Below are 22,648 nucleotides of genomic sequence, written 5' to 3' on the forward strand. Positions count from 1 at the left end.
GTGGCATCCGTGGCAAATTGCACGGTCCACAGAGATTTGTGGACCGCACAGGTTGCCGATCATGTCACGACAGCAGACTCTCCAATTTGATCTTCAGCAACGCAACCTACTTCGTCACCCGCTCCCAACCGGTACGTACCGCATCCTTGAACTTCTCCCAACTCGACTGCGCGTGCTTGCTCTCCCAGTTGCTGCGCAGTTCAGGCTCAACCTCTTCCCAAGGCTTATCCCTGTAACCCGGATTGCCGGCCATCGATTCGCCATAGCGGTACGCCGGATCGAACTCCTGATAGGTGTTGCCGCCATAGGACATGGTCTTTTCCCAATGCGTGCGGAAGTACACGGCATCGTCGTCGGTGTCGTCGCCGCGCAGGATGTTCAGGCTGTCCTGGTTGGGCGCACCCGTCTCGCGCGGATAGATGCGCATGCCGCTGCGCTGCACCGTGCTCTGCTCCGAAATCGGCACGTTCACCGCAGGAACGGCCGGCGCCGCCGTCTCGCCGCGCTGCATCGAACCCGGCGTCAACAAGCCCTGCTCGGAGCGGGCGAAGTCCACCGCCTCCTCGCGCGGACGGATGCCATGCTGCACCGGCGCACTTTGCTGCGCGCCCAGCGCCGTCTGCGACGTGCCGGCGCCGCTGTGCAGCACCTCGGCGCCGGTCCAGCCGCTGGCGCGCCACATGGTTTCATGTTCGTCGATGTCGATCGGATTGAAGTCGTCGACGATGTCCGCAGCGCGGTCGGCCGCTTCGAGGCCGTTGGTCTGGATGGTCAGCACCACGTGGCCGCGGTTCAGCGCTTCCGCATAGATGTGGCGGTCAGCATGCTCGCGCCCCAGCAGGCCGCTGAACATCTGCTTGATGCCGCTGAGGATGGACTCGTCGTCGTTGATGCGCGGCGTACCAGCCACGCTTCCGGAATCGGTCACGCTGATGCTCTCGGCGGCATAGCCGCTGTGGACCAATTCGTCCTTGGCTCGGTTGGCCTCGGCGCGGGTTTCAAATACGGCTGCCAATGTATGTGTCATGATGGGCTCCTGGTTGAAGACGAGACAGAGTTCAATTCCAGTCTACGTTCTATGCGGCGAGGGTAGCGCCCGTTTGCCAACAGGAAATCCGCAGACTGGGAAGGCAAGGATGCATCCGTTCAGCCAGCCAACAGCTGTTGCTGCAACGCCTGGTTGAAGGCGGGGATGTCATCCGGCTTGCGGCTGGTGATCAGCTGGCCGTCGACGATCACCTGCTCGTCGCTCCATTGCGCGCCGGCGTTGCGCAGGTCGGTCTGCAGGCTCGGCCAGCTGGTGACGCGCTTGCCTTTCACCAGGCCCGCGTTGATCAGCGTCCACGGGCCGTGGCAGATGGCGGCGATGGGCTTGTCCAGGCTGCCGAAGTCGCGGATGAAACCGATCGCTTCCTCGTGCAGGCGCAACTGGTCGGGGTTCGATACGCCGCCCGGCAACACCAGCGCGTCATAGTCGCCCGGCTTGGCATCGCGCACGTTCAGTTCCACGTCGAAGCGGTCGGCCGGATCGGCGTGGTTGAAGCCTTGCACCTGTTCGCCCTTGGCCTTGGTCGAGATCAGCGTCACCTGCGCGCCGTGCTCTTCAAGGAAGCCGCGCGGGCCAGTGTATTCAACCTGCTCGACGCCGTCCGTCATCAGTATCGCGACGTGCTTGCCTTTTAATTGGGAATTGTCCTGGTTGGCCATGGTGCCTCCTGTCTGAATGTGAACGGGAAGCGTGCCACACCCGCGCGGCAACGCATGTGCGTGCACGAACATAGCGGCATGGCGAATCGCGTACCATACACATGCCTTTTCACGGAATCGACAGATGGGAATCAACAAAAAATTGAAACATGCGGCGGCAGGATTGGCGGGCAGCTTCGTCGGTCGCAACAATGACGTCGGCGGTTACTGGGCGCCGGGGCTTTTGTACCGCGACGCCGCCGCAGACCTCACCGTTCAACTGCGGTTGGAGGACTGCACTGCAACGCCATCCACTCCGGCCACGATGCTGGTGGCACGCACCTATGCGGATTTTCTGCGGCGCGCCTTGCGCAGGCTTGGCGTCGGCTGGGAAGAGCTGGCACTGGCCACGGTGGACCTGCGTTTCAATGCGCCCCACACCGGGCCGCGTCTTGCCTGCGGCGAGCCCTTCACCTGCACCGTGAGCCTGGCGTCGAAAACGGACAGCGTCGTCACCGCCACCGCCGCCTCTTATTGCCAGCGATATGAAGCGGGCCGGTTCACGGCCAGGGGAGGCAGCGACGCATCCGTCATCGCCTCCCTGGTTTGAAAATCAGCCCTTGTTTTCGATAGCCTGGGTCAACTCCCCAGCCTTCATCGCACTCATCAGGCCCATCAGCGTGCCGAAGGCGTTGCTGTCGCCGCCGCCCATCTGCACTTGCGGCACTAGCGGCACCTTGGCCGTTTCAAACGCTTCGGCCAGGCGCAGCATCACGGTCTGCATCAGCTGCTTGTCCGCGCCCTCGCCCTGCATCGCCTCGGACTTGGCCTGGATCGCCGCCGCCTCCGCCTCACCCACCGAGCGGATCGCCGATGCGCGGCCAGCGCCTTCCATCTCCTGACGGAACTTGTCGGCCTGCGCCAGCGCTTCGATTTCCTGACGGCGTTTCTCGGCAGCCTTCACATTGGCCGAACCCTGGTTCTCCTTGATCGAGATATCCACCAGCGAACCGGTCAGCTCCTTCTGCTTGGCGGCGCGCTGCTCGGCCTCGTTCAGCTCGCGCTGCTTGTCGGCCGCGATCTGTTTCTGCGCGAAGGTTTCCACCTGCTCGCGGGCGATCTGACGGTCGCGCAACTGCGCCATGATGTCCTCGATCTTGTTGTCGCCAGGCTGAGGTTTCGGCGTGCCGATCAACACCTCCTGGAATTCCAGCGAGTACGCCTGGAAGCGCTGCTTCATATCGCTCGACGCATTGTTCTGCAACTCGCTGCGCGACTGGATCAGGTCGATGAAGGTCTTGGTCTGCGAAACGTTTTTAAAGTACGACGACACCATCGGATCGAGCGTCTGCTCGACCAGCTGCGCCACGTTGCCGAAGCGCTGCACCACCATCGGCGCCTTGCGGTAGTCGATGTGCACCACCACCGACAGCGGCAGCTGCGGCTCGAACGCATCCTTGGTAATCAAGGTAATCTCGCGCAGATTCTTGTCGAAGCTGGAGCCGCTCTCGCCGGACTTCCACATCAGCACGAAGTTAGTGGTCGGCACCAGTTCGATCTTGCCGGCATAGGTGTTGAACGCGTACTTGCCCGGCATCAGCGCATCGCGCCACACGCCGCGACAACCGGTTTCCACTAGCTCGCCGTGCGAGTAGTCGTTGCCCGACAAATCCGCGCCGGTACGGCCCGTGTACGACACCACCACGCCGACAAAGCCGACCGGAATGATGGTCTTTTTGATGAACTCCACCGTCGCAAACAGGCGGTTGATGAAGTAGGTACCCTCCACCAGCACGCGCTCCTGACGGCCGCGACGGCCACCGGCGGCGAGGAATTTCTCCGGCTCCTGGAAGGCGTTGTGCGTGTCGCCGACATCGGGCGCCAGCAGCTCGTCCTTCAGCAGGCCGGGGCCGTCCTGCACCGTCACCACGGCCAGCTGGTCCGAGTCATGCGAACCGGTCACTTCCTTGATAACCACCGGCTTGAAGCCGCCGCGCTCGTCGAGCACGCCGCGCATCTGCTGGTAGTAGGCTTTTTCCAGCGCATCGAGCGACATCGAATACGTCGTCTCTTCCGTCATCACGACGAACAGCGCGGGATTGATGATGTGGGTACCTTCACGCAGCACCATGCGCTGCGGGCCTTTCTGGCCGCCGTCGCGCAGGAAGTCGCGGACGTTGCGGAAGTCGACGATGCGCGAGTTATCGGCCAGCGTCTGGCCGGCCGGCAGGTCCAGGCCGTCGCGGGCGAACACGTAGGCGATGGTGCCTTGCGTGACCGACACCATGGGATGGATGTGCACCCGATACTGGAACGGTGCGAAGAAATGGAAACCGCCACGGCGCAGATCAGGCTGCAAACCGGCCTCGCCGTTCAAGGCCAGCAGGCCGTTCTGTACCGAACCGGACGAGCTCCATAGTTTTTCAATGACCCCGACACGGTCGTTGGGGATGTACTTGATGGCCCCGGAGAGCTTGATTAAGGCGGCGATCACAATCAATAAGACGACAACGGTCACTTCACTGCCAAGCAGGGTAAACATACAAACCTTTCGGTTGTGGAAAAAGCTGTGGATGCAGATGTAGCGTGTGCGGTCTGGCGAAGCTAGCGCGGCGGGCTGGCAAAGGTCAGGTTGGCGTATGGGGGAGTTGCTGCGGTTGCCGCGAGGGCACTGACGAGTGGGGTGAACACGATGTTTTTGTTATTACCGTTCAATGAGTTCGTGCTGCTCATTCTTGCACAACGCCGTCAAAGGTAAAGGTGCTGCGCCGCGATTAGAGCGCCGGCTCTAATCGCGGCGGAAGCCTTTAACCGTAAGGGGTATAGTCGAAACCCTTGCCGATCAGCGGCAGCAGCGCGGCCTGGTTCTCCGCGCTCTCGCTGAAGCTGAGCAGCAGCTGGGCACGCTCCACGCCGTTGTGCAGATCATTCATCCAGTAGTCGAAACCGGCCTGGTCCGGCGCGCGGTGCAGCACGTTGCTGTACAGGCTGGTGACGAAGTCCTTGTCGCTCGGCGCGGCGCCGTATTTGGTCTTGAATTCCGCGCTGTCGAGGAAGTTCTGCGCTACGCCCTTCAGGCCATAGCCGGAGTCGAGCGCGCGTATCCAGAAGCCCAGTCCCACGCTGTCGGGCGCGCGGTTGAAGGCGGCCTGGTACAAGCGATACGCCTGGCCGCCGGCGCCGTCGATATCGAGCGCCATCACGCGGTCGTTGAACATCAGGCGTTCGATGCCGGTCAGCGTATCGCCGGTCGCCGCGCCGTAATCCTTGACGTTCAAGCTGCCGTCCGCATTGCGCGTGATGCTGATCTGGTAGGCGCTCTGCGAGTAGTAAGCAGTATCGAGACCGGCGCCGCCGTTGAGCTTCAAGCCGCTGCCCGTGCCCAGCAGATAGTCGTTGCCGTCGGTGCCAACCGCCACCGGCTGCACCGTGGTGAAGGTATAGCTCTGCGCGCCGGCGTAATGATTGCCGGCCAGGTCGAGCACGCTGCCGTCGGGCAGGTTCAGCGTGTAGGTGCCGCCAGGCTTGAGGTACTGATGCGGATCGATGACCAGCGTGTGTCCCACCGCCGACGCCAGCGTGCTGCTGTAAGGCGCCAGCACCGCGCGGCCGAGGCTGTCCGTCAGCGTGATGCCGCTGCCCAGCATGATGGTCTCGTTGAACGTCAGCGTGATATGCGGCGACAGCGGCACATCGACCGCCCCCGACGCCGTCGACGCCGACAGCAGCAGTGGCGCGGCCACGTCGCCGCTGGTCTGGGTGGCTTCCACCGTGTAGGTGCCGGTATGGTCGCTGCTGCCGCGCACGTCCAGATAGAAATCGCCGGTACTGGCGGCGATGTAGGAAATCCGCTGCTCGCCGCCGACGCTGACGCCGTACGCCAGGCTGCCGCCGTTGTTGCCGAGGAGCGTCATGCCGGCAGACGAGGTGCTGGTATCGAGGCTGCCGCCGCCGCTGGCCTTGCCATGCAGGTCGAACACATAGGTGCGGCCCGCTTCCAGGCGCACCTTGACCCAGTCGTGGTCGTCGAATACGCCGATGTTGCCGCTGAACGTGGCGCCGGGCGCCACGACGGCCGTGGTCTGCGCCGAGGCCGCGTAATCGTCGCGCCCCACGTCGGTGGCGATCAGCTTGTAGCCGCCGGCCTGGCCGTTGCCGGCCAACGACGCGCCCACCGTCAGGTAGTAGTCGCCCGACTTGCTGGCCTCGAACAGCTGATAGATCTTGTTGTTGTTCGAATACTGGCCGCGCGTGTACACAGAGGCGCCGTTGCCATCGGTAACGCCGAGCGTCGTATAGAAGTTCCAGTTGGCGCTGCTGACATCGGTCGGCGTCATCTCCAGCGCATAGGTTTCGCCGGCGACCACGCTCAGCTTGAGGACATCGCGGTCGCTCGGCAACTCCAGCCTGCCCGTCAGCGGGATGCCGACCTGGAGCACGCCGGCGTGGGCGGCATCGTTGCCGTAGTCATCCTTCTGGCCCAGCTGCGCCGCCACCGTGTATGTGCCGGCCAACTGCGGCGCCGATACTTCAAGGTAGTACGTGCCTTTGACGGCGGGCGTAAACGGCATGATCGCCACGGTGGCGCTGGAGCCGCCGTTATCGGCCACGGCCACCACCTTGCCTGCGCCATCGATCAGTTTGTACACCGCGCTGCCATAGCTGCCGTTCAGCGTGCCGGCGCCTTCCTTGGCCGCCTTCAGCGTGAACCAGTAGGTCTGTCCGGCGTCGAGCGCGACGGCGAACCAGTCGCGGTCGCCGCCGCCGGGCTCCAGCTCGGCCTTGATCGAGCTGCCGATCGCCAGCTTGCCGGCGGTGGCGGCGCTGGCGCCGTAGTCATCCACCGTCTTGCTGGCGGTGACGCTGTACGAGCCGCCGTAGGGCGACACGCTGCTGTAGCCGGATGCCTGCAGATAGTAAGCGCCGTCCTTGGTCGGCGTGTAGCTGAAGCTGTTGCCGGAGTCGTAACGCGGGAAGTACAGCACACCGCCTTGTTCATCCTCCAATTGCAGTTGCTGCGTGCCTTTGGGCAGCGAGCTGTCCACGTCCATGTTGAACGTGTAAGTGACGCCGGCGGCCAGATCGATCTTGAACATATCGACGTCACCCTGCGCTTGCACCCGGCCGCTGATCGGCACGTCCAGCTCCAGCGCTTGCGCGGTGGCGTGCGTGTTGCCGTAGTCGTCGGACTCCGGATAGCCCAGGCGCACCGTGTACTGCAGGGCGCTGTTCATATCGGAAGAACCGTCGATGCGCAGCAGGTAGGTATCGGCCTTGTCCGCCAGGAAGCGTATCACCATCTGGTTGTTGACCAGTTGGCTGCCGTAGGAATGCGGGTAGCCCGTGCTGTCGACCAGGTAGGCGGAAATGCTGCGGTTGTCGCCCGGTTGCGTGTTCAGGGTCAAGGTATAGACCTGCCCGGCTTCGACATCCATGGTGAAGGAGTCGGTGTCGCCGCTGTAATCGAGCGCGCCGCTCACGGCGCCGCCGGTGGTGAGCTTGCCGGGGCTGCTGGTCGGGAAATCGTCGGTCAGCACGCGCATGGTCTCGGTGTAGCTGCCGACGTAGCCTTTGCTGGCGACGGCCAGGTAGTAGTCGCCGCTGGCGGTAATCTTGACCGGAGTGTTCGATGCATAGGCGACATAGCGGCCGTTGGCATCGTACACCGAAGTGTCGGCGGGCATCGCGCCGGCGCCGCCGGAACTGAAGCCCAGCAACTGCCCGGCCTCGGCATGAAACTTGAACCAGTCGACATCGGTGCTGCGCTCGAACACGCCGCTGACGCTGTCGCTGCCGGCGAAGTTGCCGCTGCTGCCGGTATCGGCGCGGAAGTCGTCCGCCGCCGGCAGCGACGCCCTGACCGTATAGCTGCCGGCGGCGTTGGCGCCGCCATTGGCCCCCGCCGCCAGGTAGTAGGTGCCGCTGGTGGCGGCCGTGTAGGTCAGCGCCGGCCCGATAGTGGCCGTCCCGCCAAGATTCATCATCCATTGCCCCTGGGCGCCATACAGGGTGAGCGAAGTCGCGCCGAAATCGGTCAGCGTGCCGCCGCCTTGCGCCGCTCCGTCCAGCGTGAACACATACGTCACCCCCGCCGTCAGCTGGATGCGGAACCAATCGCTGTCATAGGAGGTCTCAAAGTTAGCGCTGGTGCCGGAGCCTGCGGCCAGGCGGCCGGTGGTGTTGATGTCGTTGCTGAAATCGTCGCTCATGGGGAGGTGTATGAAAAGGGACGGGGGTAACATCCTACCAATATTTCACAGGAGACAAACTATTCAATTGTCACCTGCGGCGGCATTGCGCGCAGCGTCTATAATTGGTTTCCACGCCAGTAATGGAAAGTGCATATGCCCAAGCTCCTGCCGTCCTTGTCAGCGATTGTGCTGGCGGCCCTGCCGCTGGCGGCGCGGGATGCACCGGGAGAACTCGTGATGCTGGCGCCGCTGGACCAAACCATGCCCATCGTCCGCTTCAGCAACGGCGTGCTCACCGGCGGCATCATCAAGGATGTCGGCGACGCCCTGGCCCAGCGGCTGGGCCGCCGCGCCGTCTACCTCAACGTCGACGTGGCCGGCGTCACCCCGGCCCTGAGCAGCGGCCGCGCGGACGCCATGTGCTACGTGCTGCCGTTCTGGATAGACGGCGACTACGACTGGACCATACCCCTGCTGCCCGATACCGAAATGGTGGTGGCGCGCGCCGACGCGCCGCGCCTGCGCTCGCTCAAGGATCTCAAGGACACGCCGATCGGCACCGTCGCCGGCTACCGCTATCCGCGCGTCGAGCGGGTGCTGGGCAAGCAGTTCGCCCGCCGCGACGCCGCCACCATGGACCTGAACGTGCAGCAGATGATCGCCGGCACGGTGCAATACACGCTGGCCGGCGAGAGCACGCTGTTCTACCTGCAACGCATCCACCCACAACTGAAGCTGCGCCCCGAGCTGGTATTCTCCTCGTTCAAAGCGCAGTGCGCGTTCTCGCGCAAATCGCAAGTCCCCTTCAACGACGCCAACCGCGCGATCGACGCCTTGCTCAGGGAAGGCGTGATCGACCAGATCCTGGCGCGCTACCGTTAGGAGTCCACCATGTCCGCTGCAGCACTGATCACCGCCCTGCAAGTCCACAATGCCGGCCGCGAGCCGGGCCTGCTGCGCCAGAAGTACCTCAAGATGGCGCAGAACGCCTTCCTGTTCCTGCGCGGCGCCGACCACCTGTTCTACGACGCCCTGCCCGACCATCCGCTGTTCCGCGAAGCGCCGCTGGCCTGGAGCTGCGGCGATCTGCACGTGGAAAACTTCGGCAGCTACAAGGGCGACAACCGCCAGGTGTATTTCGATATAAACGATTTCGACGAAGCGGCGCTGGCGCCGGCCAGCTGGGATCTGGTGCGCCTGCTGGCCAGCATCCAGTGCGGCGCCGAGTCGCTGCGCGTCACGGCCGACGACGCCGTCAAGCTGAGCCGCCGCTGCCTCGATGCCTACCGCGCCGCGCTGGCGGAAGGCAAGCCGCGCTGGGTCGAACGCGAAACCAGCGTGGGCCTTATCAACGAACTGCTGTGCGACCTGCAAGACCGCAAGCGCGCCGACTTCCTCGACAAGCGCACCACGCGCAAAAACGGGCGCCGCACCCTGAAGCTCGACGGCGAGAAAGCGCTGCCGTTGCTGCCCGGCCAGGACGAATTGCTGACCACCTTCATGCAGAACTTCGCCGCCACGCAGGACAAGCCCGGCTTCTACACCAAGCTGGACGCGGCCCGCCGCATCGCCGGAACCGGCAGCCTGGGATTGATGCGCTTCGTGGTGCTGGTCGAAGGCAAGGGCTCGCCGGACGGGAACTACCTGCTCGACATCAAGGAATGCAAACCGTCGGCGCTGGCGCCGCGCCTGGCCGCGTGGAAGATCGAACAGCCGGCCTGGCCGGACCAGGCCAGCCGCGTCGTGGCGGTGCAGAAGCGCATGCAGGCGGTCGATCACGCCTTCTTGCGCGCCGTCGCGCTGAACGGCAGCTCGTGCGTGCTGCGCGGCCTGCAACCGTCGGAGGACCGCGTGGCGCTAGACGCATGGGGCAAGAAGCTGGAACGGCTGGAAGAAGTCATCGCCACCATGGGCTGCAACCTGGCCTGGGACCAGCTGCGCGCCTCGGGCCGCGCCGGCGCCGCCGGGGCGGACGCGCTGATCGCCCACGGCCAGGACGACAGCTGGCGCAACGCCATGCTCGAAGCGGCCGCCGACATGACAGCGAAAACGCGGGACCAGTGGCAAGCCTGCACGGCGTGGCTTGCCAAGGCTTGATGCGTCAGTAACGGGTCAGCACGCCCTGCGCCAGCCAATGCTGTAGATAGCCAGCCAGCGCCAGCATCGCTTCCTCGCCGGCCGCCGCGCATACTTCGCCGAAGCTCGCCCCTTCGGCGATGCGGTACAGGGCGTCGGCCTCGGTCGCCGGCAGCGAGCGGAAATGCGGCTGCTCATCCTGCCGCCATACCAGCCAGTGCTGGACCGCGTCTGCCTCCACCGCTTCCGGCGGATCGCCCTCCACGGCCAGCGCCTGCCACAGCGCGACGGCGTTCCAGCGCAGGTCCAGGATATGCACCGATGGATGCAGATGGAATTGCAAATCGCCCCACAACTCGGGCGCGATGGCTTGCATGTCGGCGGCCGTGAGCGGCGCGACATCCTCCGCATCGAAGGCCAGGCCGAGCGCCCATTCCAGGCTCGCCAGCTCGGCGATGAAGGGATAGTCGTCCAGCGCCAGCGCCGCATGCGCGGCCAGGCCGCCGCCGAACCAGCGCAGGTTGGCGTGCCGCGACGGATGCGCGGCGATGTAGCTGTTGGCCAGGTCGGCGAACATATCGTCGCCGATGAAGGTCCAGGTCTTGTCGTAGGCTTCGCACAGCGCCTGCCGCAGACGGCTGCGGTAAGCGCGGTGATAAATCGCCAGCCGCGCTTCGGCACTCAGGCCGTATTGCTCGCGCACGGCGGCGTGGATCGCGGACGGCGCTTCGTCCGCCAGGATGTAGTGCTGGAAGTCGCGTTGCAGATGATCGAGCGCGCTCATATCGCCTCCGCAAAAGTGCGCGCGCGCCGCAGCTCGGCCGACAGCTCGGACAGCGGCGGGATATTGTCATCGCGCTCTATCATCGTCGCCACCTTGCCGAAGCGGCGCAAGGCTTGCGCGTACAAGGCCCACACCGGATCGGCTACCGCCTGGTCATGGGTGTCGATGATGCAGCCTTCCTGCACGCTGTGCCCGGCCAGATGGATCTGCTGCACGCGCCGCGCAGGCAGCGCATCCAGGTAAGTGATCGGATTAAAACCGTGATTGACGCTGCTGACGTAGACGTTGTTCACGTCCAGCAGTATCAGGCTGTCGGATTCCTCGGCCACGGCGGCGACGAAATCCCATTCCTGGAAAGTGTCCGATTCAAAGGACAGGTAGCTGGACACATTCTCCAGCAACAGCGGGCGTTCCAGGTAATCCTGCACGCGCCGCACATTGCGCACCACGGTGGCCACGGCCTCCTCGGTGTACGGCAGCGGGAACAGGTCGTGCATATTGGCGCCGTGCGTGCCGGTCCAGCACAGATGATCCGACACCCACAGCGGCTCCACGCGCCGCATCAGTTTTTTCAGCTCGCGCAGATACTCGTCGGACGGCCCCTGCGGCGTACCGATGGACATCGACACGCCATGCATCACCACCGGATAGTCGCGGCGTATGCGGTCCAGCATCGCCAGCGGTTTGCCGCCGGGGACCATGTAGTTCTCGGACAGGATCTCGAACCAGTCGATGCCCGACGCCGCAGGCGGCGTGGCGATGATGTCGTTGTAATGCGCGGGGCGCAGACCGAGTCCGAAACCCGGCGATGGCAGTGTAGTGGTCATGGTGTGCATGGCGCCGGACATGCCGGCGCCATATCGAAGATTACTTGTCCAGATCGACGATCTTGCCTTTTTTGGCGAAGCAGGCGCCGGCCTTGGTGGCCAGGAAGCCGTGGCCCTTGCAGGAGTTCTGGCCCTTGCAGGCGTTTTCCGCGGTGGCGCAATCGCTAGTGCCCTTGCAGCTGTTGATGCCGGCGCAGTGCACGGTGTCGTCGGCGCTGATGGTGGTGGTGGCGGCGATGGCCGATGCCGACATGGCCATGGTTGCGACGGTTGCTGCCATTGCTGCGATACGGGTGATGTGGTTCATGTGATTCTCCAAAAAAGGTAAGTTGGGTTGGTGCTGCATGACTCTGTCGCGGCCACTTCGCGATTACTTACACGTTTTTAAAAAATATTTTGTCTTTTGACTTGGATCAAAGTTTTTACTGCACTGCATCAATAGACTTCACTCCGTTACTTAACGACGACAAAAGAGGAAGTGAAATGAGCAAGTCTTTAGCAGCAGCAGTGTTGGCCACCCTGAGCCTGGTAGCAGGCAGCAGCGCGATGGCGGAAGAAAGCCCATGGCTGGTGCGCGTGCGCGCGGTGCATCTGGACCCGGCCGACAAATCCGACCAGGTAGGCGGCGTCGGCGCGTCCGACCGTCTGACCATCAGCAGCAAGACCATCCCGGAATTCGACGTTTCCTACTTCTTCACGCCGAACATCGCGGCGGAACTGATCCTGACCTACCCGCAACGCCACGACGTGATGCTGGACGGCGCAAAAATCGGCAGCTTCAAACACCTGCCGCCTACGCTGCTGCTGCAATATCACTTCGTGAACGACTCGCCGTTCAAGCCTTACCTCGGCGCGGGTGTGAACTACACCACCATGTCCAAGGTCGACATCCTGGGCGGCAAGGCCGGCCTGGAACATGACAGCGTCGGCTTCGCGCTGCAAGCGGGTCTCGACTACGCCATCGATAAAAAATGGTCGGTCAACTTCGACGTGAAGAAAGTGCAGATCCGCAGCGACGTCATGATCGGCGGCGCCAAGGCCAGCCGCGTCAAGGTTGATCCGCTGCTGGTCGGCGTCGGCGTCGGCTACCGCTTCTAAGTCACACCGCTGAATAGCGTTTCGCCAGCCCCCGCTGGCGGAACGCGCCGGTGACGAAATCCACAAAGGCCCGCGTCTTCGCGGGCAACAGTTTCTGGCTCGTGAAGTACAGCGAGATCGGACCGGCATCCTCATACCAGTCCGGCAGCACGCGTTTGAGCGCGCCGCTTTCCAGATGCTCCACCACATCGGCCACCACCAGCGTGGCGATCCCCATGCCCATCAAGGCCGCGCTGCAGATCGCATCCGGGTCGTTGATGAACACGCGCGGCCGCAGCTGCGCCGCCATCTCTTCGCCGTGACGGTTGCGCATCTTGCGCACCTTGACCTTGCCGCTTTCCGGCGAGCGCATCGCGATCGCGTCGAGCTGCGCCAGGTCGGCCGGCGTGGCGGGCCGCTTGCGGCCCTTCAGATACGACGGCGCGGCCACCACCACGATGTGCGCGGGCACCAGCTCACGCGCCACCACGCCGGGCGTCAGCTCGAAGCCGCCGCCTATCGCCGCATCGTAGCCGCCGGCGATCAGGTCGGCCGGGCGGTTGTCGAAACTCAGGTCCAGCGTCACGCCCGGATAGCGCGCCAGGAAGGCCGGCATCAGCGGCAGCACCTGCTTGCGGCCGAAACGCGGCGCCACGCTCAGTTTCAGCACGCCGGCCGGTTCGCCCGCCTTGGTCGTCACGTCGGCGATGGCGCCCTGGATGCTGTCCAGCCCCGCGCCCACCGCATGCAGGAAGCGTACACCCGCCTCGGTCAGCGTCAGGCCGCGCGTGCTGCGCTGGAACAGGCGCACGCCCAGGTTGCGCTCCAGCTGCGCCACGTTGCGGCTGACCGCCGCCGGCGTCAGCGCCAGCCGCCGCGCGGCGGCGGAAAAGCTGGCCGCTTCCGCGCTGCGCACAAACGATTCGAGATTCGACAGGGTTTCCATGCGTGGAGCCTTCAACGTTTACTTGAAAGTGATGTTATCCGGCTGATACTACCCCTATCGGATGCCAGTGACCATACTTGGTTCATCTCAACCACATCAGAGTGATCTACATCATGAACATCTCCATCATCGGCGCAGGCGCCATCGGTTCCGCCATCGCCCGTTTGCTGTCCCGTGCCGGCATCGCCGCCTCCATCGCCAACAGCCGCGGCCCGGCTTCGCTGGCCGCGCTGACCAAAGAACTCGGGCCGCACATCACCGCCGTCAGCGTCGAAGAAGCGGCCAAGGCCGATGTGGTCTTCCTCGCCGTCCAGTGGGGGCGCCTGGCCGACGCGGTGCGCGGCCTGCCCGCATGGAACGGCCGCATCGTCATCGACGCCAACAACGCCATCGAGGCGCCGTCGTTCCAGGCGGTCGACCTGGACGGGCGAGCTTCAAGCACCGTCGTTGCAGGGCTGCTGCCGGGGGCGCGCGTGGTCAAGGCCTTCAATCACCTGGTCGCCGCGCTACTGGCCACCGATCCGCAGGCGGAGGGCGGACGCCGCGTGCTGTTCTACTCGGGCGACGATGCCGACGCCAAGCACACCGTCGCCAGGCTGATCGAACAACTGGGCTACGCCGGCATCGACCTGGGCACGCTGGACGGCGGCGGACGCCTGGCGCAATTCCCCGGCGGGCCGCTGCCGGTGCTGAACCTCGTGCGTCACGCTTAACTTCGCATCAACGTTGCGGCATCGCGACAGACCCAGCATTCCAGTGACACGGACGGGTGTTTGAGGAACAATCAAGTTCCTTGAACACCCGTTTTTTGCTTTCCACGGAAGGAATACCGTTATGTCGTTCGACCACGTAAAAATCGGAACCCGCCTCGGCGTCGGCTTCGCCATCGTCCTGGCGCTGCTGGTCGCGGTGATCGTGCTGGGGCTCAGTTCCATGACCCGCATCGGCAACCGCACGCACGACATCATCGACGACAAGAACGTCAAGATGGAGGCGGCCAACCGCATGGTGGACAACGTGCGCAACATCACGCTGTCGCTGACCAACATCGTGGTCGTGCCGAGCATGGCGGAAGTCAATGCGGAGCTGGAGAAGATCGGCGAGTCGCGCAAGAAGTACGGCGAAGCGAAGAAGGTGCTGATGGAGCACATCGCCGACGACAAGGAAAAAGCCATGCTGGCCACGCTGGACGGCCTGCTGAAGGAAGGCGCGGCCAAGAACAACAAGGTGATCGAACTGCGCAAGGAAGGCGAGATCCAGGACGCCACCACCCATCTGACGCAAGTCGCGGCGCCCAGCCTGAAAGGCGTGCTGAAGGCGCTCGACGATATCCTCGTCTACGAAACCGCGCAGGCCAGGCAGGCCGGCGATGACGTCGAGGCAGTGCTGCGCAATGCCCAGATGGTGCAGCTGGCCCTGGGCGCGCTGGCGATGGCGCTGGGCTGCGGCGTGGCCTGGTTCATCACGCGCTCGATCACGGTGCCGCTGAACGCGGCGGTGGACGTTGCCGAGACGGTGGCGTCGGGCGACCTGTCCTCGCACATCGACGCCAGCGCCACCGATGAAACGGGCCGCCTGCTCAGCGCCCTCAAGTCGATGAACGACAGCCTGCTCACCGTGGTGGGCAAAGTGCGGCAAGGTACCGACACGATCGCCACCGCATCCAATGAAATCGCCGCCGGCAACCTGGACCTGTCCTCGCGCACCGAGGAGCAGGCCAGCTCGCTGGAGGAAACCGCATCATCGATGGAGCAGCTGACCTCCACCGTCAAACAGAACGCCGACAACGCGCGCCAGGCCAACACGCTGGCGCGCAGCGCGTCGGAAGTGGCGACCAAGGGCGGCGCCATCGTCGCCCAGGTGGTGGACACCATGGGCAGCATCAACGCCTCGTCGCGCAAGATCGTCGACATCATCGCGGTCATCGACGGCATCGCCTTCCAGACCAACATCCTGGCCTTGAACGCGGCGGTGGAGGCGGCGCGCGCGGGCGAACAGGGGCGCGGCTTCGCGGTGGTGGCGTCGGAGGTGCGCAACCTGGCGCAGCGCAGCGCGGCGGCGGCCAAGGAAATCAAGGAGTTGATCTCGGCCTCGGTGGCCAATGTGGACGACGGCTCGCGGCTGGTCGGCGAGGCGGGTCAGACCATGGGCGACATCGTCGACAGCATCCGGCGCGTGACCGACATCATGGGCGAGATCACCTCGGCCAGCCAGGAGCAGACCATGGGCATCGAGCAGATCAACATGGCGATCACGCAGATGGACGAGGTGACGCAGCAGAACGCGGCGCTGGTGGAGCAGGCGGCGGCGGCTTCGCAAAGCATGCAGGAGCAGGCGGCGACGCTGGCGCAGGTGGTGGGCTTCTTCAAAACCGGCGCGGCGCCGGGGACCGCTATAATGTTACGCAATCGATAGCATTCATCACCAACGGAAAGCCCCGGCCCATGCGCAAGATCCTGATAGTCCTGACCTCCCTGCTGCTGACCGCATGCGTCGACGACACGGCCTCGTACTATGCGGACGGCAGCACCGGCAATCACGCCCTGACGCTGCACCGCGCGCAAAAGCACTTCTGGAGCAAGAACAGCAGCGTCGAGCTAATCATGCAGCGGCTGCCGGAATGCCTGCGCCGCATCGAGTTGACCGACATGCCGGCCGATGACGTGGAGATCGAACTGCTGTCCGGAGGCGACAACGTCTGGACGCTACGCGCCGGCAAGGAGATGTGGCAGGTTGAAACCCAGAGCTGCACGCAATATCCGGACGTCAAGGGCGACGGCGGCGAGTTGATCGGCGTGTTCCGGGTCGATGGCAACAAGCTGGTGTTCGAAGCGGCAGTGCTGGAACCGGCCGGCTCCGACACTACCGCTCCCAGCAAATAAACCGCAAGTCGTTCCCGCGCAGGCGGGAACCCATAGAACGCGTCCGAAGCAGACGCTGTATGGATTCCCGCCTGCGCGGGAATGACGGCACTTAGCGGCTGAGCGCCAGGCGGCTGGAGCGCTTGCCGCTGGCGGCCTGATCGCCGCTCAGCTTGAACCGGCTGACCAGCTCGGCCAACTTGCCCGCCTGCTCCTGCATGCTGCCGGCGGCGGCCGCAGCCTCTTCCACCAGCGCGGCATTCTGCTGCGTCACCGAATCCATCTCCGTGATCGCCATGTTGACGTGGCCGATGCCCGTGCTCTGCTCGCTCGACGCCTCGGTGATCGCCGACATGATCTGCGTCACCCGCGACACGCTGGCCACCACCTGATCCATCGTCGTGCCGGCCTCCGCCACCAGCGCGCTGCCGGCGTTGATGCTTTCCACCGACGCGTTGATCAGCTCCTTGATTTCCTTGGCCGCGCCGGCCGACCGCTGGGCCAGGTTGCGCACCTCGGACGCCACCACCGCGAACCCGCGTCCCTGCTCGCCCGCCCGCGCCGCTTCCACCGCCGCGTTCAAGGCCAGGATGTTGGTCTGGAAGGCGATGCCGTCGATCACGCTGATGATGTCGACAATGCGCGTGGCCGAGGCGTTGATGGTATCCATGGTCTGCACCACCTGCGACACCACGCGCCCGCCCTTCTCCGCCACCGACGAAGCCGACAGCACCAGCTGGTTGGCCTGCACCGCGTTGTCGGCGTTCTGGTTCACGGTCGAGGTCAGCTCTTCCATCGAAGCGGCCGTCTCTTCCAGCGAGCTGGCCTGCGATTCGGTGCGCGCCGACAAATCCATATTGCCCGAGGCGATCTCGCCCGACGCAGTGGCGATGGTGTCCGCGCTGCGGCGGATCTCGCCAATGGTGTCGGCCAGCCGCGCCTGCATGGACTTCATGCCGTACAGGATGCTGGCGCGATCCGATTCATGGGTCTTGATGCTGGCGCTGAGGTCGCCGCCGGCGATCTGCTGGGCGATCTCGCTGACATACTCGGGATCGCCGCCGATGGTGTGGCGCAAGCTCTTGTTGACCAAGCTGACGATCGCCCACAGCACCAGGCACACCACCGCCAGCACGCCGGCCGATTTGTACAGCGACTGGTAGAAGGCGTTGTCGATGTCGTCGATGTAGGCGCCGGTGACCAGGTCCCAGTCCCACTGCGCGAAGTGCACCACGCGGCTCATCTTCGGCACCGGATCCTTGGTGTTGGGCCGGGTCCAGGAATAGCGCACGAAGCCGCCACCTTCCGGCTTGGCGCCTGCGGCCGCGATGTCGCGGTACAGATAGACGCCGTTCGGATCCTTGAAGTCGACCATGTCCTTGCCGTCGTTTTCAGACTTGAAGGGATTCATCAGCGAGCGCGTGCCCTGCGTGATGGTGATGTAGCCGTCCTTGCCGAAGCGCAGGCCCTTGATGACGGCCATCGCCTGCTTCTGTGCGTCTTCCTTGCTCAGGGCGCCGGAAGTGGCCTTGTCGCCGTACAGCTTGAGGACGCTGAGGCCGGCGTCATCGAGGTTCATCAAGTCGATCTTGCGTTCCTCGATGCGGACGTCGCGCATCTGCATGGTTTGATAGATGAAGATGGCGGTGATGCACAGCAGGCTGCAAATCAACGGTACCCAGAGCTTCTGTTGGAAGGACAACTTATTCATGGTACAGGGTCTCCGTATTGTCTTGTGGAAACCAGAATACCTGAATTGTGACGTGCAACTGTCGTTTATTTGCAAATTCAGCATCAAAAAATGCTAACGGGCGCCGCGATCTGCATCGCGGCGCCCGTGTTGGCTACAGCGCCGGCTTACTGCGCGCTATTGCCTTTGACAGCCTTGGCGGCCAGTTGCGCGTCGACATACGGCGTCTTGGCGCGTGGGGCCAGGTAGGCGATGTCGGCGGTGGCTTCGTTGCGCTCCAGCGCGCCGGCCTTGATCGCGGCCAGGGTCTCGGACTTGACCTGGGCGCGGGTGACGGTGCTCGGGGCCGGGTTGGTGTAAGCGATGTCGGCGGTGGCCTCGTTCTGTTCCACAGGGCTCTGGGCGTAAGTTGCGCCCGCAGCCAGCAACAGGGAAAGCGATGCGATGATGGATTTGGCGTTCATTTTGATGCTCCTTGTCAGATGAAGTGTGGCGCCCAGTTCTGAGTGCCAACCGGCTTTGCGTCGTCGATGGAGTCATATTAGGATTAATTTTTCAGATATAAAAGCGCAAATATCCGCACAAATCAATTCGATTACCAGATCAGTCGGCCAGGTCTTTCCCGCGAAAGCGGGAATCCATGCTGAGCTTGTCACACGGCCGCCGTATGGATTCCCGCTTACGCGGGAAGGACGGCATCTCAGCCGCGTTCGCTGTCCAGGGACGAGGCCGAATGCGCGCCGTAGCGATCACCCGCCGCCGCGTCGGCCGGCACCGCCTGCTCCAGCCGGGCCAGGTCGGTGGCCGACAGTTGCAGCCTGGTCGAGGCCAGCGCTTCCTCCAGCCGCACGCGGGTGCGGGCGCCGACCAGCGGCACGATGTCCTCGCCCTGCGCCGCCACCCAGGCGATCGCCACCTGCGCCACCGACACGTTCAGCTCGCCGGCGATGGCGCGCAGCTTCTCCACCAGCGCCAGGTTGCGGTCCAGGTTCTCGCCCTGGAAGCGCGGGCTGGCCAGGCCGCGGAAATCGGCTTCGCCTTCGCGCTGCTTGCTCCAGTGGCCGCTGATCAGGCCGCGCGACAGCACGCCGTAGGCGGTGATGCCGATGCCCAGCTCGCGGCAGGTTTGCAGGATGCCGTTCTCGATGCCGCGCGAAATCATCGAATACTCGATCTGCAAATCGGCGATCGGATGCACGGCGTGGGCGCGGCGCAGCGTCTCGCTGCCGACTTCGGACAGGCCGATGTGCTTGACCTTGCCGGCCTGGATCAGCTCGGCGATGGCGCCGACGGTGTCCTCGATCGGCACGTTCGGGTCCAGGCGGGCCGGGCGGTAGATGTCGATGTGCTCGACGCCCAGGCGCTTCAGCGAATACGCGGCGAAGTTCTTCACCGCCGCCGGGCGGGTGTCGATGCCGATCCAGTTGCCGGACGGGTCGCGCATGGCGCCGAACTTGACGCTGATCTGCACCCGGTCGCGGCCGCCGGCGGCCAGCGCTTCATTGAGCAGCAGTTCGTTGTGGCCCATGCCGTAGAAATCGCCGGTGTCGAGCAGGGTGACGCCGGCGTCCATGGCGGCGCGGATGGTGGCCAGGCTTTCGCTGCGGTCGGCCGGACCGTACAGATCGGACATGCCCATCAGGCCCAGGCCCAGTTGAGCGACTTGCGGGCCGGTATGGCCAAGTTTGCGGGTTTGCATCATGAATCTCCAAGGTGGTGAACGAGTGGATTCAGTATGCTATTATCGATTGCAACAATAAATACCGTAAAACCTATTACTTTATTCGACCATAGCTAACAATCATGGACCAATTCAAGGCCATGCAGATCTTCCGGGCGGTGGCCGACTGCAAAAGTTTTACGCAGGCCGCCGAGCAGCTGGACCTGCCCAAGCCCACCGTCACCAACGCCGTGCAAGCGATCGAGCAGCAGCTGGGCGTGCGCCTGCTCCAGCGCACCACGCGCAAGGTCAGCCTGACGGTGGAAGGCGCGCAATACCTGGAGCGCTGCGCCGCCCTGCTCAACGACCTGGAGAACCTCAACGGCCTGTTCGCCGGCGACGGCCGCCTGCTCAGCGGCGCGGTGCGGGTCGACCTGCCGGAGCGGCTGGCGCACCTGTACGTGATCCCGGCGCTGCCGGAGTTTTTCCAGCGCCATCCGCAGATCCAGGTGCGGCTCGGTTCGAACGACCGCTTCGTCGACCTGGTCGGCGAAGGCATCGATTGCGTGGTGCGCGGCGGCACGCTGCGCGATTCCACGCTGGTGGCCCGCCGCATCGATGCGATGGAACAGATCAACGTCGCCTCGCCCGCCTACCTGGCCCGCCACGGCCGGCCGCAGACGCTGGACGACTTGCGCCAGCACACGGCGGTCAACTTCTTCTCCAGCCAGAGCGGGCGCGACCTCGACTGGGAATACGTCGACGCCGACGGCGTCGCGCGTACCCTGCCGATGCGCAGCCAGGTGTCGGTCAGCGGCACCGAGGCTTACCTGGCCGCCTGCCTGGCCGGACTGGGCCTGATCCAGATGCCGCGCCGGGGCCTGGGCACGCTGCTGGCCACGGGCCAGCTGGAGGAAATCCTGCCCGCATGGCGGCCCGCACCGCTACCGCTCAGTATCATTTATGCACACAACCGCCACCTGTCGCCACGGGTGCGGGTGTTTGTCGACTGGCTTGCTAGTGTTCTTGAGCAACAAAGTGTGTCAGAATGAGGCATTCCTTCTTAACAATCATTTCCACATGAAATTCTTACTGTCGATGGCGCTGCTGGCGTTAAGCAGCGGCCATGTCCACGCCGCCCCACCCAAGACCGGCAAGCCGGCCGAGGCAGCGATGGCCAACATCGACGGAGAACGTCTGCTGGAGCACATCACCATGCTGGCCTCCGACGAGTTCGAAGGCCGGGCGCCGGGCACGCGCGGCGAAACCGTCACCCTCGACTACCTGCAGCAGCAGTTCAAGAAACTGGGGCTGGAACCGGGCAACCCGGACGGCACCTATTTGCAGGCGGTGCCGCTGGTGGCCATCTCCAGCCATCCGACACTGAGCTACGTCAAGGACGGCCAGGTCAAGCAGCTGACCTTCGGCGACGATTACGTCGCTTGGACCGCGCGCACCGAGAAAAAAGTCGAGGTCGTCAATTCGGAGCTGGTGTTTGTCGGCTACGGCGTGCAGGCGCCGGAATTCCAGTGGGACGACTACAAGGGCGTCGACCTCAAGGGCAAGACGCTGGTCATGCTGATCAACGACCCGCAGGTGGCCGATCCCAAGCGCCCCAAGCAGCTGGACCCGGCCATGTTCGGCGGCAATGCGATCACCCGTTACGGCCGCTGGAACTACAAGTTCGAGATGGCGGCCAAGCTGGGCGCGGCCGGCGCGCTGATCGTGCACGAGACCAAGCCGGCCACCTATCCGTACGAAGTGGTGCGCAACAGCTGGGGCCGCGAGAATTTCGCCATCAAGAGCAAGACGCCGGACCCGGCCTTCCCGGCCATCCCCGGCTGGCTGCAGGGCGACCGCGCGCGCGAGCTGTTCAAGGCGGCCGGCCAGGATTTCGACGCGCTCAAGCAGCAGGCGCTGCAACGCAACTTCCATCCGGTGCCGCTGGGCGTCAAGCTCAACGTCACCGCGCTCAATGCCTGGCGCGAAGTCGCCTCGCACAACGTGGTGGCCAAGATACCGGGTTCCGATCCGCTGCTGAAGAATGAAGTGATCGTCTACACCGCGCACTGGGACCATTTCGGCGTCGACGAAAGCCTGCCGGGACCGCGTACGCAGCAGATCTTCCACGGCGCGATGGACAACGCCACCGGCGTCGCCGCGCTGCTGGAAATCGCGCGCGCCTACAAGGCCTTGCCGGTCGCGCCCAAGCGCACCATCGTGTTCGTGCTGACCACGGCCGAAGAACGCGGCCTGCTGGGCGCGCAATTCTATGCGCGCAATCCGCTCTACCCCTTGAGCAAGACGCTACTGAACATCAACGTCGACGGCTTGAACATGTGGGGCCGCACCCGCGATGTCGAGCTGAGCGGCATGGGCAAATCCAGCGCCGACGACATCGTCGCCGGCATCGCGCGCAGCCAGGGACGGAGCGTGCGGCCGGACAGCAACGCCGACTATGGCAGCTTCTACCGTGGCGACCAGTTCGAGTTTGCGCGTGGCGGCGTGCCGGTGGTGTATCTGCGCAGCAGTTCCAACTTCATCGGCAAGGCGGCCGGCTACGGCCGTGAGAAACTGCTGAACTACAGCGCCCACCAGTACCACACCGTCAACGACACCGTGCAAGCCAAGTGGGACACCAGCGGCGCGGTGGAAGACATCGAACTGCTGTTCAAAGCCGGCTACCAGACCGCCCAGGGCAAGGACCGCCCGCAGTGGAAAGACAACGCCGAATTCAAGCGCTAAAACGGCTGGGGTCAAGTCTGACATTTGGACACGAACTCTGCCGTAGCTGAGCAACAAAGGCAGCTACGCGCGGCTGAGACTGCGACGACTTCTGCGTTGCGTCAG

The 22,648-nt window shown here is 64.3% G+C and carries 20 protein-coding genes; 9 read left to right on the forward strand and 11 right to left on the reverse strand.

What is annotated here, in order from left to right:
• Nucleotides 1–106: 106 nt before the first annotated feature.
• Both GEV02_RS29495 and GEV02_RS29500 read right to left on the reverse strand, forming a co-directional pair.
• A complete protein-coding gene (locus tag GEV02_RS29495) occupies nt 107–1,027 on the reverse strand; it encodes a hypothetical protein (protein WP_152841391.1) in 921 nt (306 codons plus the stop codon).
• A gap of 119 nt (nt 1,028–1,146) precedes the next feature.
• Nucleotides 1,147–1,707 carry a type 1 glutamine amidotransferase domain-containing protein gene (locus GEV02_RS29500; protein WP_152841392.1) on the reverse strand — a complete coding sequence of 187 codons (561 nt, stop codon included), beginning with the start codon at nt 1,705–1,707 and terminating at the stop codon, nt 1,147–1,149.
• Nucleotides 1,708–1,831: 124 nt separating this feature from the next.
• Between GEV02_RS29500 and GEV02_RS29505 the strand changes: the two genes are divergently transcribed.
• Nucleotides 1,832–2,296, forward strand: coding sequence for a hypothetical protein (locus tag GEV02_RS29505; protein WP_152841393.1), 465 nt, complete (start codon nt 1,832–1,834; stop codon nt 2,294–2,296).
• Nucleotides 2,297–2,299: 3 nt separating this feature from the next.
• Here GEV02_RS29505 and GEV02_RS29510 read toward each other — a convergent pair whose 3' ends face one another.
• Both GEV02_RS29510 and GEV02_RS29515 read right to left on the reverse strand, forming a co-directional pair.
• Complete coding sequence (locus tag GEV02_RS29510) at nt 2,300–4,228, reverse strand: SPFH domain-containing protein (RefSeq protein ID WP_152841394.1); 1,929 nt, start codon at nt 4,226–4,228, stop codon at nt 2,300–2,302.
• Between the two features lie 265 nt (nt 4,229–4,493).
• Complete coding sequence (locus GEV02_RS29515) at nt 4,494–7,895, reverse strand: DUF4214 domain-containing protein (protein WP_152841395.1); 3,402 nt, start codon at nt 7,893–7,895, stop codon at nt 4,494–4,496.
• A 135-nt stretch (nt 7,896–8,030) separates the two neighbouring features.
• Between GEV02_RS29515 and GEV02_RS29520 the strand changes: the two genes are divergently transcribed.
• Both GEV02_RS29520 and GEV02_RS29525 read left to right on the forward strand, forming a co-directional pair.
• Nucleotides 8,031–8,759 (forward strand): substrate-binding periplasmic protein, encoded by a 729-nt coding sequence (locus GEV02_RS29520; RefSeq protein ID WP_152841396.1) that lies wholly within the window; start codon nt 8,031–8,033, stop codon nt 8,757–8,759.
• Between the two features lie 9 nt (nt 8,760–8,768).
• Complete coding sequence (locus GEV02_RS29525; protein ID WP_152841397.1) at nt 8,769–9,974, forward strand: DUF2252 domain-containing protein; 1,206 nt, start codon at nt 8,769–8,771, stop codon at nt 9,972–9,974.
• A gap of 4 nt (nt 9,975–9,978) precedes the next feature.
• On the opposite strand, the gene GEV02_RS29530 is transcribed toward GEV02_RS29525, so the two are convergent.
• From GEV02_RS29530 to bufA2, 3 genes are read right to left on the reverse strand one after another with little or no spacing between them, the layout of a single operon-like run.
• Complete coding sequence (locus GEV02_RS29530) at nt 9,979–10,737, reverse strand: HvfC/BufC N-terminal domain-containing protein (RefSeq protein WP_152841398.1); 759 nt, start codon at nt 10,735–10,737, stop codon at nt 9,979–9,981.
• Nucleotides 10,734–11,585 carry an MNIO family bufferin maturase gene (gene bufB / locus GEV02_RS29535; protein ID WP_174999404.1) on the reverse strand — a complete coding sequence of 284 codons (852 nt, stop codon included), beginning with the start codon at nt 11,583–11,585 and terminating at the stop codon, nt 10,734–10,736. Before bufB ends, GEV02_RS29530 begins: the two co-directional genes overlap by 4 nt.
• A 19-nt stretch (nt 11,586–11,604) precedes the next feature.
• Nucleotides 11,605–11,871: a BufA2 family periplasmic bufferin-type metallophore gene (gene bufA2 / locus GEV02_RS29540; RefSeq protein WP_008453189.1), complete on the reverse strand. Its 267-nt coding sequence runs from the start codon at nt 11,869–11,871 to the stop codon at nt 11,605–11,607.
• Nucleotides 11,872–12,047: 176 nt separating this feature from the next.
• Here bufA2 and GEV02_RS29545 point away from each other — a divergent pair, with 176 nt between their 5' ends.
• Nucleotides 12,048–12,662: an OmpW/AlkL family protein gene (locus GEV02_RS29545; RefSeq protein ID WP_152841400.1), complete on the forward strand. Its 615-nt coding sequence runs from the start codon at nt 12,048–12,050 to the stop codon at nt 12,660–12,662.
• Between the two features lies 1 nt (nt 12,663).
• Here GEV02_RS29545 and GEV02_RS29550 read toward each other — a convergent pair whose 3' ends face one another.
• Entirely contained in the window at nt 12,664–13,587 is a 924-nt protein-coding gene (locus GEV02_RS29550) for a LysR family transcriptional regulator (RefSeq protein ID WP_152841401.1), read from the reverse strand.
• Nucleotides 13,588–13,700: 113 nt separating this feature from the next.
• Between GEV02_RS29550 and GEV02_RS29555 the strand changes: the two genes are divergently transcribed.
• The 3 genes from GEV02_RS29555 (at nt 13,701) to GEV02_RS29565 (ending at nt 16,469) form a co-directional block, all read left to right on the forward strand.
• Nucleotides 13,701–14,300 (forward strand): NADPH-dependent F420 reductase, encoded by a 600-nt coding sequence (locus GEV02_RS29555; protein ID WP_152841402.1) that lies wholly within the window; start codon nt 13,701–13,703, stop codon nt 14,298–14,300.
• A gap of 121 nt (nt 14,301–14,421) precedes the next feature.
• Nucleotides 14,422–16,002: a methyl-accepting chemotaxis protein gene (locus GEV02_RS29560; RefSeq protein ID WP_152841403.1), complete on the forward strand. Its 1,581-nt coding sequence runs from the start codon at nt 14,422–14,424 to the stop codon at nt 16,000–16,002.
• 29 nt (nt 16,003–16,031) lie between these two features.
• Nucleotides 16,032–16,469 (forward strand): hypothetical protein, encoded by a 438-nt coding sequence (locus GEV02_RS29565; RefSeq protein WP_152841404.1) that lies wholly within the window; start codon nt 16,032–16,034, stop codon nt 16,467–16,469.
• A gap of 91 nt (nt 16,470–16,560) precedes the next feature.
• Here the strand turns inward: GEV02_RS29565 and GEV02_RS29570 are convergent, their stop codons facing one another.
• The 3 genes from GEV02_RS29570 to GEV02_RS29580 form a co-directional block, all read right to left on the reverse strand.
• Nucleotides 16,561–18,159 (reverse strand): methyl-accepting chemotaxis protein, encoded by a 1,599-nt coding sequence (locus tag GEV02_RS29570; protein WP_152841405.1) that lies wholly within the window; start codon nt 18,157–18,159, stop codon nt 16,561–16,563.
• A gap of 146 nt (nt 18,160–18,305) precedes the next feature.
• Nucleotides 18,306–18,602: a DUF4148 domain-containing protein gene (locus GEV02_RS29575; RefSeq protein ID WP_152841406.1), complete on the reverse strand. Its 297-nt coding sequence runs from the start codon at nt 18,600–18,602 to the stop codon at nt 18,306–18,308.
• A gap of 236 nt (nt 18,603–18,838) precedes the next feature.
• The gene (locus GEV02_RS29580; protein WP_152841440.1) at nt 18,839–19,837 is read right to left on the reverse strand and encodes an aldo/keto reductase; all 999 of its coding nucleotides are present in this window, start codon (nt 19,835–19,837) and stop codon (nt 18,839–18,841) included.
• 104 nt (nt 19,838–19,941) lie between these two features.
• On the opposite strand from GEV02_RS29580, the gene GEV02_RS29585 reads away from it, so the two are divergent.
• Together GEV02_RS29585 and GEV02_RS29590 are read left to right on the forward strand one after the other, a co-directional pair.
• Nucleotides 19,942–20,850: a LysR family transcriptional regulator gene (locus GEV02_RS29585; protein ID WP_152841407.1), complete on the forward strand. Its 909-nt coding sequence runs from the start codon at nt 19,942–19,944 to the stop codon at nt 20,848–20,850.
• 28 nt (nt 20,851–20,878) lie between these two features.
• On the forward strand, nt 20,879–22,543 hold the full coding sequence (locus tag GEV02_RS29590) for a M20/M25/M40 family metallo-hydrolase (protein WP_152841408.1): 1,665 nt from the start codon (nt 20,879–20,881) through the stop codon (nt 22,541–22,543).
• The last annotated feature ends 105 nt before the right edge of the window (nt 22,544–22,648 follow it).

Source organism: Rugamonas aquatica, assembly GCF_009380215.1.
Lineage (GTDB): Bacteria > Pseudomonadota > Gammaproteobacteria > Burkholderiales > Burkholderiaceae_D > Rugamonas > Rugamonas aquatica_B.

Bases quoted from the DNA above. Each gene is read 5' to 3' on its own strand.
- GEV02_RS29495 (WP_152841391.1), bottom strand. From the start codon at position 1,027: ATGACACATACATTGGCAGCCGTATTTGAAACCCGCGCCGAGGCCAAC.
- GEV02_RS29500 (WP_152841392.1), bottom strand. From the start codon at position 1,707: ATGGCCAACCAGGACAATTCCCAATTAAAAGGCAAGCACGTCGCGATA.
- GEV02_RS29505 (WP_152841393.1), top strand. From the start codon at position 1,832: ATGGGAATCAACAAAAAATTGAAACATGCGGCGGCAGGATTGGCGGGC.
- GEV02_RS29510 (WP_152841394.1), bottom strand. From the start codon at position 4,228: ATGTTTACCCTGCTTGGCAGTGAAGTGACCGTTGTCGTCTTATTGATT.
- GEV02_RS29515 (WP_152841395.1), bottom strand. From the start codon at position 7,895: ATGAGCGACGATTTCAGCAACGACATCAACACCACCGGCCGCCTGGCC.
- GEV02_RS29520 (WP_152841396.1), top strand. From the start codon at position 8,031: ATGCCCAAGCTCCTGCCGTCCTTGTCAGCGATTGTGCTGGCGGCCCTG.
- GEV02_RS29525 (WP_152841397.1), top strand. From the start codon at position 8,769: ATGTCCGCTGCAGCACTGATCACCGCCCTGCAAGTCCACAATGCCGGC.
- GEV02_RS29530 (WP_152841398.1), bottom strand. From the start codon at position 10,737: ATGAGCGCGCTCGATCATCTGCAACGCGACTTCCAGCACTACATCCTG.
- bufB (WP_174999404.1), bottom strand. From the start codon at position 11,585: ATGTCCGGCGCCATGCACACCATGACCACTACACTGCCATCGCCGGGT.
- bufA2 (WP_008453189.1), bottom strand. From the start codon at position 11,871: ATGAACCACATCACCCGTATCGCAGCAATGGCAGCAACCGTCGCAACC.
- GEV02_RS29545 (WP_152841400.1), top strand. From the start codon at position 12,048: ATGAGCAAGTCTTTAGCAGCAGCAGTGTTGGCCACCCTGAGCCTGGTA.
- GEV02_RS29550 (WP_152841401.1), bottom strand. From the start codon at position 13,587: ATGGAAACCCTGTCGAATCTCGAATCGTTTGTGCGCAGCGCGGAAGCG.
- GEV02_RS29555 (WP_152841402.1), top strand. From the start codon at position 13,701: ATGAACATCTCCATCATCGGCGCAGGCGCCATCGGTTCCGCCATCGCC.
- GEV02_RS29560 (WP_152841403.1), top strand. From the start codon at position 14,422: ATGTCGTTCGACCACGTAAAAATCGGAACCCGCCTCGGCGTCGGCTTC.
- GEV02_RS29565 (WP_152841404.1), top strand. From the start codon at position 16,032: ATGCGCAAGATCCTGATAGTCCTGACCTCCCTGCTGCTGACCGCATGC.
- GEV02_RS29570 (WP_152841405.1), bottom strand. From the start codon at position 18,159: ATGAATAAGTTGTCCTTCCAACAGAAGCTCTGGGTACCGTTGATTTGC.
- GEV02_RS29575 (WP_152841406.1), bottom strand. From the start codon at position 18,602: ATGAACGCCAAATCCATCATCGCATCGCTTTCCCTGTTGCTGGCTGCG.
- GEV02_RS29580 (WP_152841440.1), bottom strand. From the start codon at position 19,837: ATGCAAACCCGCAAACTTGGCCATACCGGCCCGCAAGTCGCTCAACTG.
- GEV02_RS29585 (WP_152841407.1), top strand. From the start codon at position 19,942: ATGGACCAATTCAAGGCCATGCAGATCTTCCGGGCGGTGGCCGACTGC.
- GEV02_RS29590 (WP_152841408.1), top strand. From the start codon at position 20,879: ATGAAATTCTTACTGTCGATGGCGCTGCTGGCGTTAAGCAGCGGCCAT.